The organism is Bacillota bacterium (assembly GCA_013178125.1).
Lineage (GTDB): Bacteria > Bacillota > SHA-98 > Ch115 > JABLXJ01 > JABLXL01.
Genome location: JABLXJ010000017.1, coordinates 40,279 through 65,181 on the forward strand (window position 1 = coordinate 40,279; position 24,903 = coordinate 65,181).

Below are 24,903 nucleotides of genomic sequence, written 5' to 3' on the forward strand. Positions count from 1 at the left end.
AGGGTTGATGGCTATGAATATGCTTAAGTGGGATATGGCACCCGAAGAGCTCGCTCAACTTATTTGGCGGCTATACTGGGACGAAGAATTGAGCCAGGAGCTTGTGGCAGCGCGGTTGGGTTGTTCCCGCACATGGATCTATAGACTCATGAAGAGGTTCTGCATACCAACGCGGACGCAGAGTCAAGCAATACGAACAGCTATTAAGCATGAACGGATAGACTTCAAACAGTTAAGACAAAAAGGAATCGCCACTATGAGGGAGGAGGTCAGAAAAGGCTTACGCAAATGGAACCGCCCCGGAAAGTATAAATCCAAGATAGCTGCCCTGGAGAAGAAAATGGGGCAGTCCCTTAAAGAGATTTTCCGTTCACTCTATTGGGATGAGGGTATGAGTTGCCAGGAGATCGCCGAGTACTTAAACAAGGTAATGGCCGAGCTTCCAGGCAAGCCATTTAAGGTCTGCAAAACATATGCAAGCAAAGGGTTGAGGAGATTTGGTATCGCAAGAAGAAGTACCAGCGAGGCGACGAAACTTGCGATGAGCAAACTACCGCCCGATAGGAAAGCAAGAGTAGGCAGGCGGGGACATAGAAATTGACATTCTCCCCTGAATTTATTCCGGGGAGAATGTCAACATATAACCACGCGGGTCAGCCAGCCTGCCCATGAACAAGATGCTTCCTGAACGGAGATCGCGAATTAGGAAAACGAACGGTCGGTCTGCGTTGTATCAAAAGGCGAGGCTTTTTTTCTGTTTGCACTTGCGCATACCTAGTAACGATGCTATAAAATAAATAAGATTGTAAGCTGCTTCAGCTTAAGCGGGGAGTTTGAAACGTTGGATGATGATAAAGTGGTCTTTGAAGAAACATGTCCGGACAACGGTAATTGTCTTTCGGAGGTAGGCGCTGCAAACGCTGTGCCGTTCCGACAGTATCTCCAGCTGCAAGAAATGTCGCCGGGGGTATTTTTGCGCCTTGCTGTGCAATTAGCGGCAATTCTTTCCCGGTTGCACCGGGAAGGCGTCATCCTCGGTAACCTGAACCCGGATATCTTGTTAATCAGCCGGCGGGACGATAAGGTGTATTTGGTAGACTCTAGCCGCGCAACGAAACCGGATACTGATCCCAAGGCCCTATTCTATCTTGCACCGGAACAGACCGGCCGTTTGAACCGGCCGGTAGACCTGCGGGCAGACCTGTTTTCCTTAGGTGTAATCTTTTATGAAATGTTGACGGGCCGGCTGCCTGTGGGGGGCAAAAACAGATTGGAATGGTTCCATAACTTGGTGGCCGGGAATATTAGACCTCCCCACCAGGTGGACAAGCAAATCCCGGCGGTTCTTTCCGACATCGTGATGAAATGCCTGGCCAGGGACCCGGACAACAGGTATCAAAGCGCTGAAGGTATAAAAAGGGATTTATGGCGATGCCTTGAGGAATGGGAACAGCAGAAAAGCATCACCCCTTTTAAGATCGGTCAACACGACGTTCCCGCCGCATTTCATCTTTCAGCCGAGTTTTACGGCAGAGAACGGGAGCTGCGACTCCTGCAGGCGGCCTTGGAAAGGGTTGGCCGCGGCCCGGCTGAAATCGTTTTTGTTGCAGGTCAAGCGGGGATCGGCAAGACAAGGCTGATCCAACAGTTTAGCAAGCAGGTTCAAAAAAAGCAGGGATTTTTCATCAGCGGGAAGTTCCAGTCTCTCAAGAGTAAGGCTCCCTATGGGCCTATAATTGAAGCCTTTGAGAAGTTATTTCAGTGGCTCATGAGCCGAAGCCAGGAAGAAGTAACCGCCTGGCAAGAGAGAATTCTCGCGCAACTGGGCGCCAATGTTTACCTGGTCACGGCATTAATGCCGTACGTCGAGCGGCTGGTGGGCGAGCAGCCAAAAGTGGAGGCCATTTCAAGCGTGGAGGCCAGGGAGCGCCTCTTCTATGCCCTTTCTCAGTTGCTCCAGTTGTTCGCCCAAAAAGATGCGCCTTTGGTGCTTTTCCTCGACGACTTGCACTGGGCCGACCCCGGGTCTTTAAAGATTCTGGAATCAATTTTCCTGGAACACGAGGTCCGCCACCTTTTGCTGATAGGCACCTACCGGGAGGAAGAAGTGCCGTCAGGTCATATTTTAAGGGAAACTATCCAGGCAATGGAACGGGAGGCGAACAGGTTCAGGACAATCAGCTTGTCCCCCCTCGACCCCTGCGAAGTAGAGGAGTTTGTTGCAGCCAGTCTTTGCTGCAGCGGGGAAGAAGCAAGGCCACTCGCCGGGTTCGTTTATCAAAAGACCGGGGGTAATCCGCTTTTTGTAAGAGAATTGCTCCAAGTCATGTACAAAAAAGAGTTAATTTTACCCAGGCCCGGCGGCGGTGGCTGGCAGTGGGACCTGCGTCAAATAGAACAAACTGAAATTGCCGGCGACATAGTCAGTTTTCTGGTGGGGAAAATTACGCTGCTGCCCGACGAGAGCAAAAACCTCCTGCGATTCGCCGCCTGTATCGGGAATACGTTTGACACACCGTTGCTAGCACAAGTTTCCGGTCAACCCGCCACCATTATCGAAGAGCGTTTGAGTGATTGCATTAGGGAAGGGTTAATCCAGAAAGTCGATGGGCAAGTTTACAGTTTCGTTCACGACCGGGTTCACCAGGCGGCATATCTCTTAACCCCCGGTGAAGAAAAAAAGGCTATCCACTATCGCCTGGGCTGTTTAATGCTGGGGGGAGGGGAGGGATCCCCGGGAATAAAGCAAGAGTTCGACCCGCCAGCTTTCTTTACGGCAGTTAACCACTTAAACCTGGGGATAGAATTACTAATCAAAAACAATGAAAGAATCCGCGGCGCAGAACTGAATCTCCTGGCGGGGAAAAGGGCCAAGCAGGCTTCAGCTTTCGCTACCGCACTAAAGTACCTCGAGACAGGACTGGGCCTGCTAGAAGAGAAGTGCTGGGAAACCCACTATCCTTTGACGTTTCAACTGCACCTTGAGCATCTGGAATGCCGGTACCTCTGCGGCTATTATGCTGAAGCAGAGGAACTCTACCAGGAGCTGTTGAAAAAAGCCCGGAGTAAGTTGGATAGAACGCAACTGCATTTAGTCGCCATTTTGTTCGCTACCAAGAACGACTTTGATACCAGGGCTATCAACGTGGGGTTACAGGGGCTGCGGGAACTTGGACATGATCTACCGGCAAAACCCTCCACGCTTTACATTGTCCGGGAGTTGATCAAGGTCAAGAGGCTGATAAAAAAGATAGGGATTGACCGGATAGCGGAACTGCCGCCGGCGCGCGGTGAGGAAGTTCAGGCGGTTTTGAACCTACTGGTCGCCATCTCCCCGTGCGCCTATAACAATAACGAGGACCTATTATTTGCCATTGCCCTGAAAATCTGTGAACTTTCTTTACGGTACGGCCATTTTGCCCATTCCGCCTCCGGTTATATGACCCTGGCCATGGTGAGTATTATCCGCCTGAAGGACTTTCAAACCGGGGTTCCCCTGGGAAAGATAGCCCTGGCCCTGGCGGAGCGGTACGGGACGCCGGACGAGAAATATATCATCAACTTTTTATACGGGACATTTTTCCTCCCCTGGCTGGAACACACCCAGCAGGGCGAATCGTACCTGGAAAGGGCAAAGGAGGGCAGCCTGGTTCTCCGCGATTTCACCTATGCTGGATATGCCATGACCTTTTTGCTTGTTTCAAAGCACTTCCGGGGCGTGCCGCTGCAGGAACTGGCGGAGCAAATCCGGGAGTATTTCCAGTTCGCGTCGAAGGTAAAAGACCCCTATTTCCCCTGCTTCCTGACTATATACCGACAACTGGTCCTTAACCTGCAGGGTTTGACCCGGGGACCGGATAGTTTCAGTGACGATACTTTCGATGAAGAAGGATTCATTCGGGGAGATACAGGTTACCAAATCAGGGAAAAAGAACTCTTTGACTACTACCTTTGCAAGAACCAGGTTTACTACCTCCTGGGTAATTATGACCGGGCCCTGCCCCTGTTAAAGGAGGCCGAACGGTTGACAAGGCTGTACTTTGGCGAAGTCTATCTTGCCGATCATGTATTCTATTATTGCCTGACTATTACAGCAGCGTATCACACCTTCTCGATCAGGAAAAAAACGGCGTTCTGGCTGTTACTGCTGAAAAAACACCGTCAAATGAAGCAGTGGGCCCGGCGCTGCCCGGCCAATTTCGAGCACAAACACTTGTTGATCGCAGCGGAGATGGCCCGCATACGCCGGCAAAACGAAAAGGCTGCCCTGCTCTATGATCAGGCTATCTGGTCGGCGAGAACCCACCGCTTTATCCAGAATGCCGCCATTGCCAGCGAGTGCGCAGCCAAATTCTACTTTTCCAGGGGATTAACCGACTTGGCCCAGAAATACATACGAGATGCCTATGAGGGCTATCGCACCTGGGGCGCACAGATAAAAACGGAGCAGCTTCGATCCCAATACCCCTGGCTGGCAGGAGAAGAAGAGGGCCGGGCAGCGGTCTCCGGTTCGGAAGCACCGCCCGCTTTGATAAGCCCCGACCTGTCACAAATGGTGGACATGGAAGCCATTTTCCGGGCCGCCCAGCTTCTGTCCGGGGAAATCATTCTGGAAGACTTGTTGAAAAAGATGATGGAAACGGTTATGCAAGACGCCGGCGCCAGCCGGGGGGCCCTGCTCCTCCCGAAAGGCGAACACTTGTACATAGAAGCTCGAGTAGAAACCGGCCCAAATGAAATAAACATCGAAGTCCCGCAGTCCGTCCCCCTGGAAGAGTGCGACCTTTTACCGCGCTCGGTGGTCAATTACGTGGCCAGGACCGGCGAAACTGTAGTTCTCGACAACGCGGCCGAAACGGGTATGTTTGTGGATGACCCTTATGTGGCCAGCAGGCTCACGTCTTCGGTTCTTTGCCTGCCGATTGTTGGAAAGGGGAAAACGGTTGGCGTCCTCTACCTGGAAAACAGCCTGTCCACAGGCGCCTTTACACCGGAGCGGGTGGAAATCTTGAGGCTGTTGTCGTCCCAGATGGCCATTTCTATCGAAAACGCCCGTTTGTATGCGGACCTGGAACAATCCCGGGACCGGTTGTCCAGGTGGAACCAGATGCTGGAACAAACAGTGGCTGAAAGAACCAGGGAACTGAAACAAATCAATGAGCAGCTCACGAGGGCAAGAGATGCCGCTGATGCGGCCAACCGCGCCAAAAGCGACTTCTTGGCGATCATGAGCCACGAAATACGTACCCCCATGCACGGCGTCATCGGCATGACCGAACTCCTGCTTCAAACACCCCTCGATCAAGAACAGCGGGAATACGCATCCGTCATCCGGGAGTCCTCCGAACTATTGTTGACGGTTATTAATGATATCCTCGACTTCAGCAAGATTGAAGAAGGCAAGTTCAAATTAGAATCCGCAAACTTCTGCCTCCCGGCGGTGGGGAAAAACGTCCTGGCCGCCGTGGCGCCCAAAGCGCGCAGCAAGGGGATTGTTCTACGATCTTATCTCGCACCTGAAATACCCGCCCTACTCCGCGGCGACCCGATGCGCCTGAGCCAGGTGCTCTTGAACTTAATGAGCAATGCCGTCAAGTTTACTGAACAGGGTGAAGTAACGCTCCGGGCTTTCCTGGAAAGAGAGGAACCGGATCATGTGACCGTTCGTTTTGAGGTGCAGGACACCGGCATAGGCATACCCTCACAGGCTCAGCAGTTTTTGTTCCAACCCTTCTACCAGGTCGATCTTGCGACGACCCGCAGGCACGGTGGCACCGGCCTGGGCCTCGCCATCTGCAAGCGTCTGGTGGAACTGATGCACGGGCAAATCGGCTTTGAAAGCGCCGCAGGGCGGGGGTCCACTTTCTGGTTTACCATACCCTTCCAGCGGGGCAGTGCAGAAGTTGAACCTGTTGACAGGTATATTACCGCTGACGTGGCTTCAATGCGACTACAAGGGAAAGACAAATCTGGCACCGTCCTGGTGGTGGAGGATAATGTCATTAATCAGAAATTAATCGTCTCCCAATTGAAGAAGCTGGGCCTGTCCGCCGAAATCGCCTGCAACGGCAGGGAGGGGGTGGAGGCTTATTCCCGGGCTACTTATACCCTTGTCTTCATGGATTGCCAGATGCCCGTGATGGACGGTTACGAAGCGGCCAGGGCAATCCGTAGCCTGGAGGCTACCAAGGGGCGAAGAACCCCCATAATTGCGACGACAGCCGGCGTCATGTCAGGGGAAGGGGAAAAGTGTTTAAGCGCCGGGATGGATGATTTCCTCAGCAAACCGATCAGGATGGAGGATCTGCAAAAGGTGCTGGCACACTGGTTGCCTGATTCCGGTGTGACTATGGAAGAAGGCGCGCGGTGCATTAAAAGGATGGAAAGCCGGGTGGTGGATTCCTTCATATCAACATTTGTTGATGCCACCAGGCGTAACGAATTCGGGGAAATGATAGGAGGGGATGGGGATTTTCTTATTGATCTAATAGAAACCTTTTTGCGGGATATGCCCGCAAAGCTGGCCTCACTCCGGGAGGCTCTCAAACAGAAGGATGCCGCAACTTTGCGCCTGCAGGCCCACGGGATGAAATCAAGCGGTTACTTGTTGGGCATCACCGGTTTTGCAGGCTTATGCCAAGAATTGGAGAGCACGGCCTCGGCCGGCGAGCTGGATGCGGCAGAAGAGCTCATGATGGTAATCGAGGCAAAGTACGGGCGGCTTGAGGAAGAGATGTTAGCCTTTCTTGAGGACGCTAAACAATGGCTCCATTGATTTACTGATGGTGAAACTTGTATCCTATCCCCCTTACGGTGATGATATAACGGGGTTTGGAGGGATCCAGCTCTATTTTCTTACGGAGCCTGTTAACGTGAACCATTACCGTCCGGTAGTCAGCATTGTACTTAAACTGCCATACCGATTCTAGCAACTGGTGATAAGAAAATACCCGGTTGGGGTTTTGCGCCAGCAGGGCGAGAAGCTCGAACTCTTTATTAGTAAGGGCGACCGGCGAGCCGCCTACTGAAACCGTGCGGCTGGAGAGATCTATTTCCAGGCCGGGATAAGCAAGTACTTCTTTTTGCCCTGGGGGTTGACAGACTATGTGTTGCAGGAGACCCCGGCGCAAGTTCGCCTTTACCCGGGCAATCAATTCTTTTGGGTTGAAGGGTTTGACTATGTAGTCGTCTCCACCGACGCCCAGGCCCAGCACGATATCTGAAGAGTCTCTCTTGGATGTTAGAAATATAATCGGGACGTTATTTCCCTTACGTATTTCACGGCAAACCTCGATGCCGTCAAGGTCAGGCAAAAGTATGTCCAGGATAATCAAGTCCGGCTCATGGGCACGGACCAGCTCAAAGACGCTGCCACCGTCCCCGGCGGCGATCACCTGAAAACCCTCTCGCACCAGGTGATGCTCAACCACCTTCCTTACCACAGCTTCATCGTCAACCACTAAAATCTTTTCTCCAGCCATGAGCATTCCCTGCCCGATTATGCTTTTATGATTGTGTTTTTATAATCATATTCTCCTTAAAAGAGACATCTCCTCTTTCCCCGGTTCGCTAGTGACAAAGCACACGAAGGAGGGCCTTCTGGACCAGGGATATACAGGTCTTCCAAAATTACGGAAATTTGAGAAAAACGTTAGTGAAAGTTTAAGTCTGTTTAAAAGAGGTTAATTTGAAGTTGTTATAATCAATACTGAGTGGTGTAGATCCATGTCACTTCAGGATCCTGTGTGCGTCAGGAGAAGACAACGCATCGGTCCCACTGTACAAGCTTGTAAGTCCTATTAGGATTGGGAGGTTAAGGTATGACAAAATTAGTCGGTTTGGATGTAGGTTATGGCTTTGTAAAAGCTACTGATGGAGAGTCCGGCTATTCTTTCCCCAGCGTGGTGGGTGAAGGCCATAACAAGCCCACGTTTAGTACAAGAACTAGCCATACGCTCGATGATCTAAAAATCGGAATGGGGCAAAAGTTGTATTTCGTCGGCAAAGCCGCCATAAGACACTCGAAGTTTGTTTACCGCGACCTTTCCTACACGCGCGCCACGGGAGAGGATTTTGAAATTCTCTTTTACAGCGCCTTGAGTTTGTTCTGTCACAATCGCACTAATGAATTTAAGGTAGTGACAGGCCTTCCGGTGGAGAGAATACATTTGGCCAAGGATCTCCAAACGCGGGTTAGGGGCGAGAGGACTATCAAGACGCTTCGCGGAGGGGAAATCCAGGATACCAGGGTTTATGTTTCCGAGGTAGAAATAGTGCCCCAGCCACTGGGAACTTACTGGTCTCAATTTCTCAACCTGGAAGGAGAAGAGGCAGCGGTTCCCCTGGAGGGCCTGACCGGGATCATTGACATTGGCTTCCGGACGACCGATCTGGTCGCAATAGAAGACGGCGAATACATATCGGAAAAAAGCAAATCGCTGTCGGTAGGTTTGGCCACAGCCTATAGCGATGTCGGCTCAAATCTGGCTACGGAATATGGGTTGGAAAAAGAGAGTTACGCCCTTGACGGCGCTATCATTAAGCGCAAAATTAATGTTTCGGGGCAAACGCTTGACATTACCGATATTGTCGCGAATGCCTTCGAGAAGCTGGCTACAAATATTCTGGTGGAGATTAACTCCCAGTGGAGGTGTCCCGATTTCGATAATCTGATTCTAACCGGCGGCGGCGGGCAGGCCGTTAGTTCTTACCTGCTGCCGCATCTGTCACAAGCAAAACTGGCCGCCGACCCCATCACCGCCAACTGCCGCGGCTATCTAGCTTGGGGCAACCGGTTGTGGAAATCCCCGGGCACCGGCGAAGAAGCTCAAGCTCAAGCCTGGGCTCAAGCTCAAGCTCAGGCTCAGGCTCAGGCCGAACAAGATTCTTAGGGTGATTCCTTGATGAGGGTAGCGAATTTATTGACCAACATTTTCAATGCAGGAACCTCGTGCGAAAATCACGGTTTAATTGAAATCAACGGTGTCGTTAACGGCATGATTCGTAAGGGAAATAGCGTGCTGATTAATCCTTCCGGCCGTTTTTACGGCAAAATCGAGGCCAAGAACCTTGAGATTGCCGGCGTGGTACAGGGCGACGTGGAGGCCGAAACCCTGGTGATTCATTCTTCCGGGCAGCTGTATTACGACAGACTAAACTGCAAGTACCTGTCCGTTAAAGATGGAGGTGCGCTGATTAACAGGGGCGGGAGCGAAAGCGAGAAAGCAAGCTATGCAGAGGGGGAGGAGTATCCGGGCAATACCACTCCAACTGGCGATGTCAGGGAGACTGACGATGGGAACCTTTACGAAAACTCGGCGGACTCCAACAGTGAACTGTTAGATGATGCGCCCGGACCCAACGGGCAGCACGGGCAGAACGACGATATTCAAGAAGCAATACCGCTGCCAGAGAAGACACGCGCTTTGCAGGTAGACGAGCAGAGGCCGCTTCCCAATTGCAGACAGCCCCACTTTTACATTAGTTACTGAGTGTAGGTTCCTTGATTTGCGCCAGTTTACCAGCACGTTCCACGACTTACGGTGTTGCGCTCCGGGGACGGCGCGCCGCAAGCACCGTAAGTCCTGAAAAAGTGGCGATAGTCTTCGAACTTACACTCGAACTTACGCTTAGAGTTATTAGCAATAACTTCGAAATTGAACACAGCAACTGCATTTTAGGGGTCTAGGCGATGACTAAATGAAAAAAGGCAGACCTAAGCATAAGGTACACTTGACACTGCTCATTATCCCTAATTATTACGGTAGGGTGACCAATTTAAGAATTCCCGGCTGGGTTTTGAAAATGGCGGTGGGGACTGCGATTGCCATACTGGCTGTAAGTACACATTTGTTCGTTTCCAACCTGCAACTACGCCCTAAGGCTAAAAACTATGAAAAACTCAAAGCTGGCAATCGGCGGCAACAACAGGAGATCATGCGGCTCAAACAAGAAGCGGAGATTATTCTGGATAAAATACAGGCTCTGGAGGAACTGGACAGGCAAGTGCGAGAATTGGTGGACCTTCCACCTAGAAAAGGCACAAGCTTTCTAGATGAGGGAGCGGGTTCGGTAGGGGGCGGTGACATCCCCGGCGGTATTCCCGGCGCGGTGGATAGTCCACCGCGAAATCCCCAGGGGGAAGAGGCCCCGAGTTCAGCCAGAGCCCTTGATTCTAGCGTAGATGAATGGTCAAAAGTATTGCGAGAGGTTGCCACGGACTTTGACGGGTTGAATTCATTGCTGGAACAACAGGTGGCCAATCTGGAAAGGTTGAAAACGGTCGTTATTTCCCGCCGCCAATATCTGGCAGCCCTTCCCACGAGGTGGCCTGTACGGGGTATCATCACTTCCAGGTTTGGCTATCGTAAGTCGCCTTTTGGCGGAGGAAAAGAGTTTCATGATGGGCTGGATATTGCCGCCAACATGAGTACCCCAATCGTTGCGGCAGGTAGTGGCCGGATTATATTTACTGGCTGGCTTGCCGGTTACGGCCGTACCGTAATCCTCGATCATGGGTACGGTTACCGGACCCAATACTCCCACGCTTCTTCCATTCTGGTTAAGAAGGGCCAAAGGGTCAAAAAAGGCGACGCTATTGCCAGAGTAGGTTCCACCGGTAGGAGTACGGGTCCCCACCTGCATTTTATGGTTTCAGTAAACGGAAAGCTGGTTGATCCGCTTGAGGTGCTACCGTAGAGTTTGGTAGAGGAAGGGGTTTAAGTGGTATGCGTGGCAAAGAAAAAACGACTCCGGCCGACAGAATCGACATTTTGATTGCTCCGGAAACACATTTCCGGGGCAAGATTGTGTCCCGTGGCACCCTGCGGATTGACGGCCAGGTAGAGGGGGAAATCTCAACCGAGGGAGATGTCATGATCGGCGAAAGCGGGCGGGTCTTGGCTCAGATTCAGGCCAGGAACATTCTCGTTGCCGGTAAGGTGAAAGGAAACCTTATACCTGCCGGCCGCATCGAAATAGCTGCTACCGCCAGTCTAGAGGGGAATATTCAGGTGGAACTAGCTCAATAGAGTAGCGTCCGTATAATGTTGTAAGAAGGAGTAGAAGGGGCCCGGGAAGAAGGAAGGGCCACCCCTCCTCTGGTAGATAAATAATTGAACAAAAACATCACCGCGTTCTTTCTTGACGTACATTTCGCACCCCTCATGGGCGCGCGGTGATATTTTTTGAGGTCGCATGTAAAGATGAAACATTTTAGTGACAATTATACACTTATAGGGTTATTTGGTATATATTTACTTGTACTTTCCCCTGCTTTTATGTACAATGGAGGCGGGGGTGTTTCCTATGGTTCCATCCTTGAAGATATTTCACGCTGGGCCCGCTCCTCTTATCTCGGCATTGTTCGATGCCCTTGGGATCAGTAAGACTCTGGATTCTGTCCTTGCCTGGGACGAGACTCAGTGTAAGCTGCCTCCATCTATACGTATTAAGGCTCTTGTGATAAACATCCTTGCCGGCAAAACGCCACTCTACAACGTTGAACGGTTCTTCAAGTTCCAGGATACGGAGAACCTCCTGGGCCAGGGCGTAACTTGTGAAGACCTAAATGATGATTGTCTTGCCAGGGCTTTGGATATGCTTGTTGAAGCTAACCCCAAGAAGGTTACCTCAACAATCATGCTAACCGCTCTTGCAATAGAGGACATCGTGCTGAACCGGATTCACGCCGACACAACCTCCATCTCGGTCTATGGCGAATACCAGCACGATGAGGAAGAAGAGGACTCTAGCCCCTTTATCCGCCTTCTCAGGGGACATAGCAAAGATCACCGTCCAGACCTTCTCCAGCTCAAGGTGGGGCTTGGAGTAACCCAGGATGGTATCCCTGTAATCGGCGAGCCTCTAAGTGGGAATGTGGACGACAAGACATGGAACAACGACTTCATCAAGACGATGGCCGCCCACTTGGACAAGGTTGACCTTACCAAGGTAATTTACGTGGCTGACTCAAGTGTGGTGACAAAAGATAACCTGGAGGAGATCGCCAAGCAGAGGCTTCTTGTGGTATCGCGATTCCCTGCGACCTTTACCCTCGAAGGCGAGCTTAAGGAACTGGCGTGGGAGAAGAACGAATGGATTGAGGTTGGAAAGCTGTGTAGCGCAAGGGATGGAGCGGCTTACAGAAAGGCGGCGTCATACAAGGTTCAAGCATTCACGAGGGAGCTCTATGGGCGCCTTTACAACTTTGTAGTAGTCTATTCAACAGCATTAGACAAGAGAAAGGTCAAAGCCCTGGATAGACGCATTGAAGAGCTCCATAAGGATCTAACCACAGCAGCCAAAGAGATACAGGCGAAGGAGTTTGCGTGTAAACCAGATGCCAGTGTGGCTTTAGAAGAGTTTCTGGCCAAGCATGCTAATGACTTCTACCCAATGTCAGCTGAAGTTATCGAAGAAACCCGGCCGAAGAAGCGTGCCAAAAAGGGACGGCCCAAGAAAGACGAAGTTGTGGAACTGGAAACGGTCTATAGGATTCGGCCAGTCATCGGGGCACTCAGCGAGTCTGCGGTAAAGCGGGCAAGGGAACGCAATAACTGCTTTGTGCTGATAACGAATGATTTGCTGATGGAGCCTCCCGATGTGTTACGGGAGTATAAGGAGCAGATAGGGGTAGAGACGTCGTTCAAGTTCCTGAAGGACCCGACATATCTTGATGCGATTTATCTGAAGAAGGAGAGCAGGATAGAGGCGCTGGCATATGTTCTACTCATGGCGCTCTTGATACACCGGATATTGCAACGAAGGGTACGGAAGGCCTTAGAAACTGAGGGTAGTCACATAGTGGTAGCTGGGGGAGTGAAGACTACGGCACCCACCGGGAACCGGATACTGGAGCTCCTGGCTCCGTATCAGGTATTATGTGCCAAGGAGGGAGATCGGGAGTACCGGGTAATTCAAGAGATCCCGAACGAAGAGCCGCTGGAAAGGATACTAAGGCTTGCAGGTTTTACTCAGGACATATACGTAGTCGTCCGTCCGAGCCCGTATCAGCGTGAGTGAAGAGATAAAAAATGATTCCGGGGAAAAACAAGAAACATCAGGGGTAAGGGTGCGAAATGTAGGTCTTGAAGATATATGCAACGGGCCTCGTATTCGTATAACAACCGGGATGAAGAGCTTACCGTGGATATTTGGCCTGGGTACCCGATGTTACAGCTATATGTGTTGGGCGCATAAAGTTCAAGTGAAGAAGGGCAAGGCATAAGAGGCATGGTCTTCCTGGGAGTATAGGAGTTACCTTTGAAAAGGGACAAAAAATAGTCTAAGATTCCTTTGAAAACCTTTAGTTAGAAGGGAGGAATCTTAGACTATGTATACCGATACTATTGTATAACAAAACGCAAAGAATATCGAAGGTATTTTAAGGAAGTTCGTTGAACAGGCTGATACCAAGAGAAAGAATAGCGAGCTGAATGTTGATTCAGTAGAGGGCTTGATGGAGGAGGCTATCTCCGCAATCACTAAAATTGTCTTAGATATCGGAGGGGCTGTTCTCGCTGAGGTAGGGCCCGAGAATGACAAAAAAGCATATTGTCCCACCTGTGGCAGGAAGCTGCCCGGCTCAATACCAAGTTTTTCTGCAACACCCGGGCTCGCGGGCCTTTAATTGTAGCCCCTGCATTCCATCCACCTCGGGAAAGGAATACAGGGGCTCTGTTGTGAACCTATATCGTATAAGACGAGATCCCCAGAAGAGTCAGGCCATTATTTACAATAGCGAGAAGCATAATCCCTAGGAAAGTCCCAATAACGGTTCCGCTACCGCCGAAGACGCTCGCTCCCCCAAGGAAGACCGCGGCAATGACGTTCAGCTCCTGACCGACTATTTTGAGGGTCATAATTACGACTACATACTCAACGACTTGGGCTATAGCAGTAAAAGAAACATCGGGAGTACCACCCAGGATGAGCACAAAGAGCACCCCGACCGCCATGATACCAACGACCGAAAAACTCTTCATCAAATCGAAGATATTCTCCGCGCCAAGGAAACGAGGGTTAAAGATGGTTATTACCATACCTAAGATGATAATAACCAATGCAAGATAAAACTCGGTTTGTTTAAGTAATCTATTCATATCGGGTTGTAGATTGCCGGAAATAATCTTTATGAGTGTGGATTTACCTGAGCCGTTTTCCCCAGCTAGGCAGTGGATTTCGCTTTTTCCAATGGAAAAATCGATGCCTTTTAGGGCCTGAACACCGCCAAAGCTCTTATGGATACCAGTTAAGCGCAAAAAGTCAGCCATTGCCTCAAACCATCTCTCATTTCTTAGCGAAACATGAGGGTATTTTTTAAAATCGTGTGGTTTTCCATACTCCAGGGTATCTCCAGGGTATGGAAAACCACACACTAAATGAACTAACTTGAAGGCCAACCTAAAAATAACCCAATTGCTTCCAGGAATATTTTCACTTTCTGCGGCGCCGCAGCGCGGCATGAGGGTCTACTTAAAAATCATAATCTTTAGCGTTATCCTTGGTCACGATCAAGGGTCTGTCAAACAGGACATTATGCCCCACGACCTTGGCCTTCCCGATTTTCGGAATCTCTACGCCATCAACAATTTTGTTGGCCTTCCCATCGAGAACCATCTTAGCCAGGTAAGTCATAACATACCCGGCCTCACCCGGATCCCAGAGGATACTATAATCCATGGAACCATCCTCGAGGTATTGAGCAGCTTGCTTCGGAGAGGTGGTTCCAATAACGGCTACCTTATCTTGCAGACCTTTCTCACGAACCGCCTGGGCTGCCCCTGGCGCACCCTGGCTCCCGAAACATAGGAATCCTTTAATATCCGGGTGAGCGGTAAGTATTTCTAAGGCAGTCTGTCGAGCCAAGTTCTGATCTTCGGATACCGGATAACGATCTGCGACCTGGACCAGATTCGGGTACTTCTTTTGAGCCAGCTTGAGACCAGCATCCGCCCAAATATTGTGGGCTGGGACGATAAGCGAACCGACGAAGATGACAAATACTGACTCACCGGAGATCAATTGCATTTTCAACCTACGATTTCAATCCCAGATCACGTATCAGTTCAATAACGGCTGGCACGTCGTTCTTGAACTGAAGCAGGTCAATTTCCTTTTCAAGCAGCCTTTGGGCTAACCCCATTAGAGTCCCGAACATTTTCAGGCTCTGCTCAATGACCTGGACACCGTCTTCGCGGTAGGGGTAAGTATCAAGCGTCCACCAGTCGTCAAATGACGTTCTAAGCATCCAGTAAAACAGCTCCACGAATTCCCAAGTATGTACCGTTCCGAGAATGAGGTCGTCGTCTGCGAAACGGAAGCAGTCGTTCAGGTGAAATCCATGCAGTGCGTTTCGCCTCATTGCCAGGAGTGCCATCTCGGCCAGATTTTCATAAGCCATCAGCGAGTGTCCTGTATCGATTATGACCCCAAGATTGGGATTTCCTACTTCACTGATGGCAACGAGACAGGTTCCCATGTTTCCAAGGTGGCTATGCGTTCTCGGTTCCCTTAACTTGTATTCAATGCTTACTCGAATATCTGGACGATAATCTGAAATCTCCTTCAGGGAGTTTATCAGGTTGTCCCACGCCCTCCTATAATCTGTTTGGAATACGTAATCATATCCATCATGCCCTAACCAGAGCAGAATCCGGCCGGCACCGAGTTCAGCAGCAATATCCATACTCTTCTGGGACACTTCAATAGCCCTTTTCCTAATACGATCATCTGCTGAAGCCAATGCACCGTATTTCCAAGAGCGGTCTGTGAACACATCTACCTGTACACAAGATGTCCTTAACCCGGCAGCATTCATTAATTCTTTGACTTCATCCGTACTCTCGAACTGAGCGGGATAAAGGAATTCTAACCCGGCCAATCCCTCTATTTCCCCGGCCGTTGCAATAGCTTCTCTCAGGTCCACTTGGTCCACATATCCGCCCGGCACAAACCGATCCAAGCGTCTGGAGAATGGGGTCAAATTGGTTGAAAACAAGAAAGTAGTTTCTGCAGACAAGGAGATCCTCTCCTCCCTTTTTTCTTTCTCCCTCTAATTAATCGGCCTCAGACTATAGCTGCGAAAGTTTCTTCTTTATGAACTCTAACCCCTCTCTAGCAAGCACATCAGCGCTCGGTGCCAGTTTCCTCCAGATGGGTGTGAGATCAGAAATCGCGGGGATGGGTTCAAAAAACGATTCGATAACAATCCATCCGTCGTAATTCACTTCCAACAGACCTCGTATGAGTCCATCCCAATCCACGTGGCCAGTTCCAGGTGTCCCGCGGTCATTTTCAGAACAATGAACATGGCCGAGGAATTCGCCTGTCTCAACCACGGTGCGGTAAATATCTTTCTCCTCTATGTTCATGTGATAGGTATCCAGGTGGACTTTTACATTGGGTTCTCCGATAGCTTTTGCCAGGGCGACAGCATCCGCCGCAGTGTTCAAGAAGAATACCTCATATCTATTAAGCGGTTCCAAACCCAATATAACACCTTTCTCGGCCGCATAGCGTGCTATTTCACGCAAATTGGTAACACTTCGCTCCCACTGTGTAGGGGTTCTTCCCCCCTGGGGACGGAGACCAATTGGGGCGTATAATGCTCCAGTAATAAGCTGTGCCCCTACATCTGCGGTTAAATCTATACACCGTTTCATATGAGCCATACCTTTTTCGCGTATGCCCGGATTATCCGAAATTATACTCATGTCAGCTGTAAATCCAGTCCCTGTAACACACTCCATTTGAGTTTCGGCGAGTTTATCCTGCACATAAACGGGGTCGAGAAACTCAAGATGATCCGCAACAAGAGGAATTTCTATACCATCGTAGCCCATTTCTTTCAGTTTAGGCAGGTAATCCAGAGCCTGATTATCCATCCGACTCGTCCATGTAAAAACATGCAGTCCAAACTTTATCATAAACTCTCCCCATCCTCCTACAATGATTGATGATCGAGTTCGTATCCGTTTCCCTCCCGAATAAGTCTATTCTCTTCCTTTCCAACAATCATCCTCCTGACAACCTCATTTATAGTGGTTTCCCTTGTTTTGAATTCGCCTACTTTCTCCCCTGTCTTAAGCACCATGATGCGATCGGAAACAGCGAACACATGCTGCATTATATGGCTGATATATATGATAGAAACCCCCGAATCGCGAAGGCGCTTAATCAGCTCAATCAAGCGTGCGGCCTGTTTCACTCCCAGACTGGCCGTTGGCTCATCCATAATAATGACCCTGGCTTTACAGCCAATGGCTCGCGCGATGGCTATCGACTGCTGTTGCCCTCCCGATAGTGTCCCGACCTTCTTCCTACAAGAACCTATTGTGACATTCTGGCTTTTCAGGATTTGTTCTGACTCATCGATCATTCGTTGTTTATCAAGAATCCCGAGAAATCGGCCGATCACACCTCCCCGAGTGGGTTCACGGCCCATGAAGATGTTACCAGCCACCCACATATTCTTACATAGAGCGAAGTCTTGGAATATCATTTCAATGCCCAATCTTCGTGCATCTAAAGGTGACTTAATATTGGCCTCCCTCCCTTCGAAGAGAATCTTGCCGTTATCGTAGGGCAAGACCCCTTCCAGTATTTTCATAAGTGTTGATTTCCCGGCGGCGTTATCACCGACAAGACCGAGGACCTCTCCATAATAAAGCTCTAGATTAACATTCTTAAGCGCCTGAACAGCCCCGAAAGACTTCGAGATGTTTATCATCTGAACGATAGGTTGCTTTTGGACTTGCTCCTGTTTTTCATCTATAGGTACGCAACTTGTCATATTCATATAACGCTCACCTCGGCTCAGATTCCACACCAGTGATTTTTTAGAGGCTACAAGAGGTTTCAATTGTTTCATTCAATGCCTCTATTTGCTCGGGCTGAGTTCCACACTATGGCCGCAACTAGTATGATACCCATGACGATCCACTGCATGTAGGCCGAGACCTTTAATAACGTCAAACCGTTGCTAAGCACACCAAGAAACAAGGCGCCCACAAACACCCCGAGCATATTGCCTATGCCGCCTTTCAAATCAATACCCCCCAATATCGCGGCAGTCGCCGCCGTCAGGAAGAAGTTCATGCCCGCGGCGGCTGGTTGGCCGGAGCCCAGCCGTGAGGTCATAACCACCCCTGTGAGGGCTGCGCAAAAGCCCGCGATCCCATATGTAGCAGTCTTAACGATCTTTACATTTACGCCCGTATATCTGGCAGCCTCTTCATTTCCACCTATGGCATAGATGTACTGGCCTAGTTTCGTATTGCTTAAAAAAAGATGCGCAACTACAAAAAGCGCCGCCATTATAACCACCGGAAACGGGATGGGGCCGATATAGCCTTGACCGATAAACAAGAACTCGCGTGTCATTCCTTCATAGATCGGATATCCTCTTGTAGTCTCAAACGTTATGCCCTGCGCGATGAACATCATGGCGAGTGTAGTAATGAAGGGAGGAACTCCCAGGTAGGCTATGATAACCCCGTTTATAAGGCCCACAAATGTCCCGAGACTAAGTGCTAATAATAAAGATAAGCCCAGGCTGACACCCACCGTGGCAACAAGCCAGGCAACTGTCATCCCCGTAAGTGCCGCAACATTGCCTAAAGATATATCCATTCCGCCCGAAAGGACTGTGATCCCGAAACCCACCGCCATAATGCTAGTCAACGATATCTGGCGGAAGATATTTAAAAGGTTATATGCTGTAAAAAAGCCATCCGTAGCAATGGATAAGACAACAGAAAGTACGATTAGGCCGATCCCGAGGCCAATCAACGGGTTGATTCTAAGAGAGAATCTCCTCACTTGCGCCGATTCAATAGTCGGTAATTCTTGAGCTTCCGTAGACGTCATATTACTCTCACCACCTGTATCGGAAGGCATTTGGAAACATCATCTAGACGCTCCTCGAGGCAAGAGAATTGCCCCGAGGAGCATAAACTCCACTCTAGCTTCTTCGATCTACTTGACAAATTTGTTTACATTGTCTATGGTCACAAGAAGCGTCGGTACTTCAATGAACTTATCAACCCGTTCACCCTTTACTACCTTGAGCGCTGTCTCCACGGCAAGGCGTCCCATATTAACCGGTTGCTGAGCCACGGTGGCAGCATAACCGCTTTTTTCCTTAATTGCCGCGATGGCCTCTCCCGTGGCGTCTACACCCACGAAGATTATCTCCTTATTCCTTCCCACGTCCTTGGCCGCTTTCCAGAAAGGTATCGTGAGCACGTCAGCAACCCCAAACACAGCATCGAATTTGGGGTAAGCGGTCAATATGTCTTCTGCCTGGGCGTAAGTATCAGGAGGCAGCTTGCCCACCTGCTCAGTAATAATTCTTATTCCAGGATAATCCTTCAAGGCAAGCTTCAGTCCTTCAACACGTTTCCTAGTTGCCTCATGCTGCGGATAACCGATAACTACCAAATCACCCTTTCCGTTGAGTTGTTTAGCTATATACTTTCCGGCTATTCTGCCTACGCTCAAGTTGTTGCTGGCCACAAGGCTCACCACTTCTTCGCCTACAACTGCAGTATCAACACCGATTACCGGGATATTGGCTCTCTTTGCCTCCCTCACGGCCGGAGCAAGCGCAGTAGGGTCAGCCGGTGGAAGCAAAATCACATCCACCCCCGCAGCAATGAAAGATTCAATTTGACCTATCTGTTCCGTTGGATTCTGGTGCGATTCTGCGTAGATGAGCTTAACATTAGGGTGTTCTGCTACTGCTTCCCTCACGCCCTTGGCAACATCCGCCCAGAATTCCTGGCCGATGTACGGGATCGCTATTCCGATGGTGATCTTATCTTTAGCAACTCCTGCACCCGCAACCATACTCATAGACAACAATAAAATTATGGTAGTCATTATAAACGTCTTGGTACATCGCCTATTTGGACTTCTCATTACTCATACCCCCCCGATAGTTCAGTACCATGGGCTATTCATTATTCGGTTTTTCAGACCTACCAGCCTGGCCGGCATTCATCTCCCCTTTCCATAGAATCTTCTGTCAGTTCAACTCATCTACCGAATATCGAATTTTCACTAATGGGACTCCAGCAATCCAATGGCTTTTGTTTTGGTTTTCGCAATCGATTGTGCAATCCTTTTCATAAAACGGAGTAATAAAGCTCTATAAATCTGTTTTCTCATGAAGGCGGACATGTCGAACCTCGAACAATCAACTCCACTGGCAGAACCATACTTGTCTGTTTTTTTCGCGTACCTCTAATCTTTTGCACGAGGAGTCTAACGGCAACCTTTCCCATGTCAGAAATCGGCTGTCTTATCGTTGTAAGGGGAGGATTGCTGAGCCTTGAAAGCGGTACATCATCATAGCCAACGATAGACACATCTTGTGGAACCCTCAACTGCAATTCTCTCGCCGCGCTCATTACTCCGACGGCTATAAGATCCGAGCCAGCAATTATAGCAGTGGGACGATTGATTGTCGAAAGCACTCTCAATCCGGCGTTATAGCCGTCATCAAAAGACTCACAACCAAAGACTATCCACTTATCGTTGGAAGGCAAACCATTTTCTTTGATGAAATCATAATAAGCGGATGAACGCTGTCGAATGGTTATGAGGGTAGGATTTCCTGTGATCATCCCTATCTCCCTATGTCCGAGGTTAGCTAGATATTCCATAGCCATGCGACACCCGGACTCATTATTACTCATGACAATGTCAACGCCCATATCCGGGATGTATCGGTCTATTAATATCATCGGAATTTGCAGATTAGTTAGAAACTGTACAGCTTCTTTGTTGTCCCCTGATGCGGCGAAAACGACTCCATCCATACGCTTTTCGGCCAGAACCCGGGCATACGATAATTCCTTTTGCTTGCTGTTTGCAGTATTACATAGTAACACATTATAGCCTTGTTTCAGACTCTCGTTCTCCACTCCCCAGGCAATCTCGGAAAAGAAAGGGTTCCTCAGGTCAGGTAATACCAATCCTATCGTCTGAGTGGATTTATTACGGAGGCTCCTTGCCATCGCATTAGGCGTGAATCCAAGCTTTTTAATGGCAGCGAGTACCCTTTTCTTAGTATCATCATTTACGGGGACTTTTCCGGATAGGGTACGGGATACCGTACTCGAGGAAACCCCAGCCTCTTGTGCCACATCCGCTATAGTCAAACGTCTACTATTATTACCCTCAGCCAAGTTACCACCCATAGGTATAATTGTTGCAATCGATTGTGCAATCCTTTTCATGATATATATTTCGACTTTGATTCTATATTTCCTGCATGGTCTAAAAAAATCTTACCGCGCATAACCTCAGGGATGGGTTTGTCAGTTACGCCGCTGCCTGATCGCACCAATACCTGTTCCATTCCCCGTTATATCATTTGCCTTCTCCACAAGGTTATTGCCGCGTATTCACAGTTTATCCTATGCATATTGTAATTGTAATCCTGGATCGACGGTTTCCTCGCCTCCAGAGAGCCGAATTTCTTATACCTTTAAACTTAGCCTGAAAATGACCCAGTTGTTTTCAGAAGAGACATCTTCATTCTCTGCGGCGCCGCAGCGCGGCATGAGGGTCTTATGATGACTTGTTTATGTAAAACTCCCCTGCCTCACCTGTCTGTATTGACTGGAATCTACCCTGAATCGTGTTGCCCTGGATGACGCCCTGGAATTCATAGGCAATCCCCATTACAGTCATCCGGAAGTTTAGCTGGTTGCCCTGAACCTGGCCTTCAAGCGGGCCTGACCCTTGAGCGGGGGGAACGAGGTCGAACATAAACTGTCCCCTAATACTGGCCCCGTTCTGTTGCAGCATGATCATCACATACCCCGTCTTTCCCGCGGCGGGGCCCTTCGTAATGAGCACCGTTCCACGATACGTCCCGCTCAAGTCTGCCACAGGAGGAAGAGATTGCTGGGCGGCCTGGGGTTGCGGGATTTGTTGTTGTGACGCAGCTGAACCCGTGGGGAGCTTATATCCCCACCTTTGGAGGACGTCCGCGTCGAGCCGCGGAAGCTCGGGACTGCTCACGCCTTGCCGCCACATCTCCCGCAAATCTACGAGAAAATGGGGCTTCTCGTTGAGATCCTTGGGAAGGTTCTTCTGTCCGATCTTTACCGCTTCCTCGAAGGTAACGGACTTGCCTACGGCCGCGCCGGCCACCCCGGTGGTCTCTACGGGCAGGATCTGGCCGCTCGGAAGTTCTATGAGAGGATAAACGTGCCCGGGAATCACTAAAAGATATGCTCTGAGACCGACAGCCTCACATGCCGCGGCATAGGTGATTGCCAGGTCAACGCAGGTGCCCGAGCGGTCGCGCAGCACATCACGAGGGTACTTGATATCCTGGCCACCTGAATACTCCACAAGAAAGCCCGAGGGCGTCTGATAGGAGATGCCGTGGGCTACTTCCAGATCATACAGCGCCTTACAGTACGTGAGTGCATCATCGTCGCTCGAGGAGGCTGCCGCGCCTCCGGCTAGCTGGCTTGCCATCCCGGCGAAAGCCTTGACCGGGTCATCCAACCTTGTAACGAATGCGGCAAGCAGCGGTGCATTCGAGAAGTTGTCCGTCCACGTTCCGGTGTTTTCCTCAGGGAGTATGTTGGAGAATTCAAATTGGTTAATGCCAAGTATGGATATCCTTGCGGAATCCGAGTCTCTATAGACGTGGCCAGCTTCATCCTTGTAGCTATATTCCACTTCGAGGTCGACAGGCGTCTCTGTCCGCAGTTCTGCAGCCTTTGGGGAAATTATGGGGTAATAGAGGTCAACGACCGTCCCGCCGGGGACGATGGTCGAGTATTTGCTGGAAGGAGACCAGTCAGCATACCCGCTTATTCTATACCTTACCTCAAGGTCGCGGACGCTGCTCTTGCCTGTATTCATGAAGACGGTCTTGGCCGCCCAGAAGGTCCCGTTCCCGATCTGTTTGTTTCCATATACCTTGTAGACTGACGCCGCAATTCGTGGCTTGCACTTAAGCTTTACTTCTAGCTGGGGTTTCCCAAGGACCTGCGGGATTGGCATTGAGAATGTAAGAAGGCCTGAGTCTATACTATACTTGATGTTCGTGGCCTCCTGGGGAAGCCGTATATTATATTTCCCGACCATAAACATTGATCCGAGGGGGAGGATCTGGAGCAGTATCACGCGCTGTCCCTCTTGCCATACCAGCTCCATGTCCCTGCCCATATCCACTTCCCATCTCTGACGTCTGAGCACAGCTGCCCCTTTGAAGTCCGCGCTCATGACGATCGAGTTGGTAGCATCTTTATATTCCGCCTTCGCATTTTCCACGAAAAAACTCGATCGCCCCGAGACCACGTCCCTCAGCAGGATATAGGGGCTCGGGTAGAGGCGCTTTATGGCAATGTAATCGGCATTTGCCGGCATCTTCCAGTTGATATCCAGATGGAGATCGCCGGTGGAAGTAAGGATACCATCCGCGTTGAGTCGGGTTATTTTAAATTGAGGTATTTCTTGGCCCGTTGCAAGACCGGCCCAAAAGAGGAGGAACGATAATACAATAACAACGATGGGGAGGAAATGGCCTTTTTTCATGGAGCAGTTACACCTTCCTTTCACGCCATTGATTATTGATTGCGTAGCCCGCGTGACGGGGTTCCCGTTAATCAGTTATTCGGTATTCCGGGCATATTTCCTTCGTTTTCTAAAATCCATATTTAAGTGTCAACGACCATGGGGGTGGTGCTTTGATTGACAGGGAATACTTCGATTTGGAGAGAGTGTTGGGGACAAGAAAGGGGCAGGCGCATGTCTTCATAGAGTGACCGACTTTAGAGTAGTATTGATGAACCTATTGCGCAAGGGCGATGTTGATGACCCTGAGTTTCTTCGTAAAGGTGTCAGGATACTCGCTCAGGGGCTCATGGAGCTCGAGGTGGCTGAGAAGATCCGCGCTCAACGTTACGAGCGTTCAGATGAATGCACTACCTACCGTAATGGTTACCGCGGCCGGGCGTTAGAGACCCGGGTCGGGCGAGTGGACCGAACGGATCACCGCGCGTACGATGGACTCGTTTTCATGGTGCCCCGGATCCTCGTCATCGAAGAGCAGTTCCTTCCACGCCCGGCACAAATGCCACTCGACGTAGTAGGCCAACATATTAGGGTGCGACAGTCTTCGGATCGGCAGTATGGCCAGGGAAGAGATCAATACTGACGGGGCAGCCCTCCTGGTTTAAAAGCAGCCCAAAGACGATCTGACGTTTGCCCCTCTTCTTGTCCCGATTGTAGCCGAATTGGGCCAGGGGGCAGTGGTTGCCCTCGTAGTAGGTGAAGCTGACGTCATACAGCACGATCCTCCCTTCGTGTAGATGCTGTTCGGCCAGCTTCTTCTCGATGCGAGCCTGCTGGGGAGTAAGCCAGTCCAACGCTTCATACAGGTCGCCCTCGCTTACATCCTCCAACTCCAGATCTGTCGCCAGGCAGGAGATATTTATAGTCATGTGTTCGATAAAATGGATCGCGAAGTAGCCGAAACGTTCGATAATATATTGCAGAAGGCTCATGCTCGAATCTAATTCTTCTCTGTGGTCAATGGACGACAAATTGGACGGCAAACAAGCCTTTGAGGAAGGTGTGGGGGCTATGCGAAAACCTGAAACCCCTTGAAAAACTTGGTGCCGAAGCGGGGATTCCAGGAGGGCACATGTTATCTAATTCTTTCCTATGGTGGTCCATCCGTCAAATGCTATTCTAAGTTAATGCACAAAAATTTACCGAACTTTTTTATGCAGCAATTGGTAACTTGAAATTCACCCCGGACCCATGACTGAAGTATTGTTCAATGGCCCAGATGAGTTCGTCTACGTCCATAAAGCAATGGTTGGCTAAGTGTCCCTTCAGGTGCCGCCATACAGTCTCCACTGGGTT

Annotated in this window: 20 protein-coding genes and 1 pseudogene; 9 read left to right on the forward strand and 12 right to left on the reverse strand. The window is 50.0% G+C overall.

Annotated features, from left to right (window positions below):
• The first annotated feature begins 13 nt into the window (after positions 1-13).
• A complete protein-coding gene (locus tag HPY71_12590; GenBank protein NPV54335.1) occupies positions 14-601 on the forward strand; it encodes a hypothetical protein in 588 nt (195 codons plus the stop codon).
• A gap of 15 nt (positions 602-616) precedes the next feature.
• Here HPY71_12590 and HPY71_12595 read toward each other — a convergent pair whose 3' ends face one another.
• The gene (locus HPY71_12595) at positions 617-703 is read right to left on the reverse strand and encodes a hypothetical protein (protein NPV54336.1); all 87 of its coding nucleotides are present in this window, start codon (positions 701-703) and stop codon (positions 617-619) included.
• 138 nt (positions 704-841) lie between these two features.
• Here HPY71_12595 and HPY71_12600 point away from each other — a divergent pair, with 138 nt between their 5' ends.
• Positions 842-6,775: an AAA family ATPase gene (locus HPY71_12600; protein ID NPV54337.1), complete on the forward strand. Its 5,934-nt coding sequence runs from the start codon at positions 842-844 to the stop codon at positions 6,773-6,775.
• Position 6,776: 1 nt separating this feature from the next.
• Here HPY71_12600 and HPY71_12605 read toward each other — a convergent pair whose 3' ends face one another.
• Complete coding sequence (locus HPY71_12605; GenBank protein NPV54338.1) at positions 6,777-7,481, reverse strand: response regulator transcription factor; 705 nt, start codon at positions 7,479-7,481, stop codon at positions 6,777-6,779.
• 339 nt (positions 7,482-7,820) lie between these two features.
• Here HPY71_12605 and HPY71_12610 point away from each other — a divergent pair, with 339 nt between their 5' ends.
• The 6 genes from HPY71_12610 (at position 7,821) to HPY71_12635 (ending at position 13,630) form a co-directional block, all read left to right on the forward strand.
• Positions 7,821-8,891, forward strand: coding sequence for a ParM/StbA family protein (locus tag HPY71_12610; GenBank protein NPV54339.1), 1,071 nt, complete (start codon positions 7,821-7,823; stop codon positions 8,889-8,891).
• A 12-nt stretch (positions 8,892-8,903) separates the two neighbouring features.
• Positions 8,904-9,491, forward strand: a complete 588-nt coding sequence (locus HPY71_12615) for a polymer-forming cytoskeletal protein (protein ID NPV54340.1) — start codon at positions 8,904-8,906, stop codon at positions 9,489-9,491.
• A gap of 445 nt (positions 9,492-9,936) precedes the next feature.
• Entirely contained in the window at positions 9,937-10,698 is a 762-nt protein-coding gene (locus tag HPY71_12620) for a M23 family metallopeptidase (GenBank protein NPV54341.1), read from the forward strand.
• A gap of 29 nt (positions 10,699-10,727) precedes the next feature.
• A complete protein-coding gene (locus HPY71_12625; protein ID NPV54342.1) occupies positions 10,728-11,030 on the forward strand; it encodes a polymer-forming cytoskeletal protein in 303 nt (100 codons plus the stop codon).
• Positions 11,031-11,307: 277 nt separating this feature from the next.
• Positions 11,308-13,023, forward strand: coding sequence for an IS1634 family transposase (locus tag HPY71_12630; protein ID NPV54343.1), 1,716 nt, complete (start codon positions 11,308-11,310; stop codon positions 13,021-13,023).
• A gap of 436 nt (positions 13,024-13,459) precedes the next feature.
• On the forward strand, positions 13,460-13,630 hold the full coding sequence (locus tag HPY71_12635) for a hypothetical protein (protein NPV54344.1): 171 nt from the start codon (positions 13,460-13,462) through the stop codon (positions 13,628-13,630).
• A gap of 487 nt (positions 13,631-14,117) precedes the next feature.
• On the opposite strand, the pseudogene HPY71_12640 reads toward HPY71_12635, so the two are convergent.
• The 9 genes and pseudogenes from HPY71_12640 to HPY71_12680 all read right to left on the reverse strand — a co-directional run bounded on the left by HPY71_12640 (position 14,118) and on the right by HPY71_12680 (position 23,568).
• Positions 14,118-14,273 (reverse strand): annotated as a pseudogene (locus tag HPY71_12640) (ATP-binding cassette domain-containing protein).
• 202 nt (positions 14,274-14,475) lie between these two features.
• Positions 14,476-15,030 carry a substrate-binding domain-containing protein gene (locus HPY71_12645; GenBank protein ID NPV54345.1) on the reverse strand — a complete coding sequence of 185 codons (555 nt, stop codon included), beginning with the start codon at positions 15,028-15,030 and terminating at the stop codon, positions 14,476-14,478.
• A 7-nt stretch (positions 15,031-15,037) separates the two neighbouring features.
• Positions 15,038-15,928, reverse strand: coding sequence for a TIM barrel protein (locus HPY71_12650; GenBank protein ID NPV54346.1), 891 nt, complete (start codon positions 15,926-15,928; stop codon positions 15,038-15,040).
• A gap of 145 nt (positions 15,929-16,073) precedes the next feature.
• Positions 16,074-16,928: a sugar phosphate isomerase/epimerase gene (locus HPY71_12655; GenBank protein ID NPV54347.1), complete on the reverse strand. Its 855-nt coding sequence runs from the start codon at positions 16,926-16,928 to the stop codon at positions 16,074-16,076.
• Between the two features lie 17 nt (positions 16,929-16,945).
• Positions 16,946-17,794, reverse strand: coding sequence for a sugar ABC transporter ATP-binding protein (locus HPY71_12660; protein ID NPV54348.1), 849 nt, complete (start codon positions 17,792-17,794; stop codon positions 16,946-16,948).
• Positions 17,795-17,868: 74 nt separating this feature from the next.
• Entirely contained in the window at positions 17,869-18,870 is a 1,002-nt protein-coding gene (locus tag HPY71_12665) for an ABC transporter permease (GenBank protein NPV54349.1), read from the reverse strand.
• 108 nt (positions 18,871-18,978) lie between these two features.
• Positions 18,979-19,923, reverse strand: a complete 945-nt coding sequence (locus tag HPY71_12670) for a sugar ABC transporter substrate-binding protein (protein ID NPV54350.1) — start codon at positions 19,921-19,923, stop codon at positions 18,979-18,981.
• 245 nt (positions 19,924-20,168) lie between these two features.
• Complete coding sequence (locus HPY71_12675) at positions 20,169-21,245, reverse strand: LacI family DNA-binding transcriptional regulator (GenBank protein NPV54351.1); 1,077 nt, start codon at positions 21,243-21,245, stop codon at positions 20,169-20,171.
• Between the two features lie 334 nt (positions 21,246-21,579).
• Positions 21,580-23,568: a transglutaminase domain-containing protein gene (locus tag HPY71_12680; GenBank protein ID NPV54352.1), complete on the reverse strand. Its 1,989-nt coding sequence runs from the start codon at positions 23,566-23,568 to the stop codon at positions 21,580-21,582.
• A gap of 250 nt (positions 23,569-23,818) precedes the next feature.
• Between HPY71_12680 and HPY71_12685 the strand changes: the two genes are divergently transcribed.
• Positions 23,819-24,190, forward strand: coding sequence for a hypothetical protein (locus HPY71_12685; protein NPV54353.1), 372 nt, complete (start codon positions 23,819-23,821; stop codon positions 24,188-24,190).
• Here the strand turns inward: HPY71_12685 and HPY71_12690 are convergent.
• Positions 24,135-24,539 (reverse strand): hypothetical protein, encoded by a 405-nt coding sequence (locus HPY71_12690; protein NPV54354.1) that lies wholly within the window; start codon positions 24,537-24,539, stop codon positions 24,135-24,137. The genes HPY71_12685 and HPY71_12690 overlap by 56 nt on opposite strands.
• Positions 24,540-24,903 lie beyond the last annotated feature (364 nt).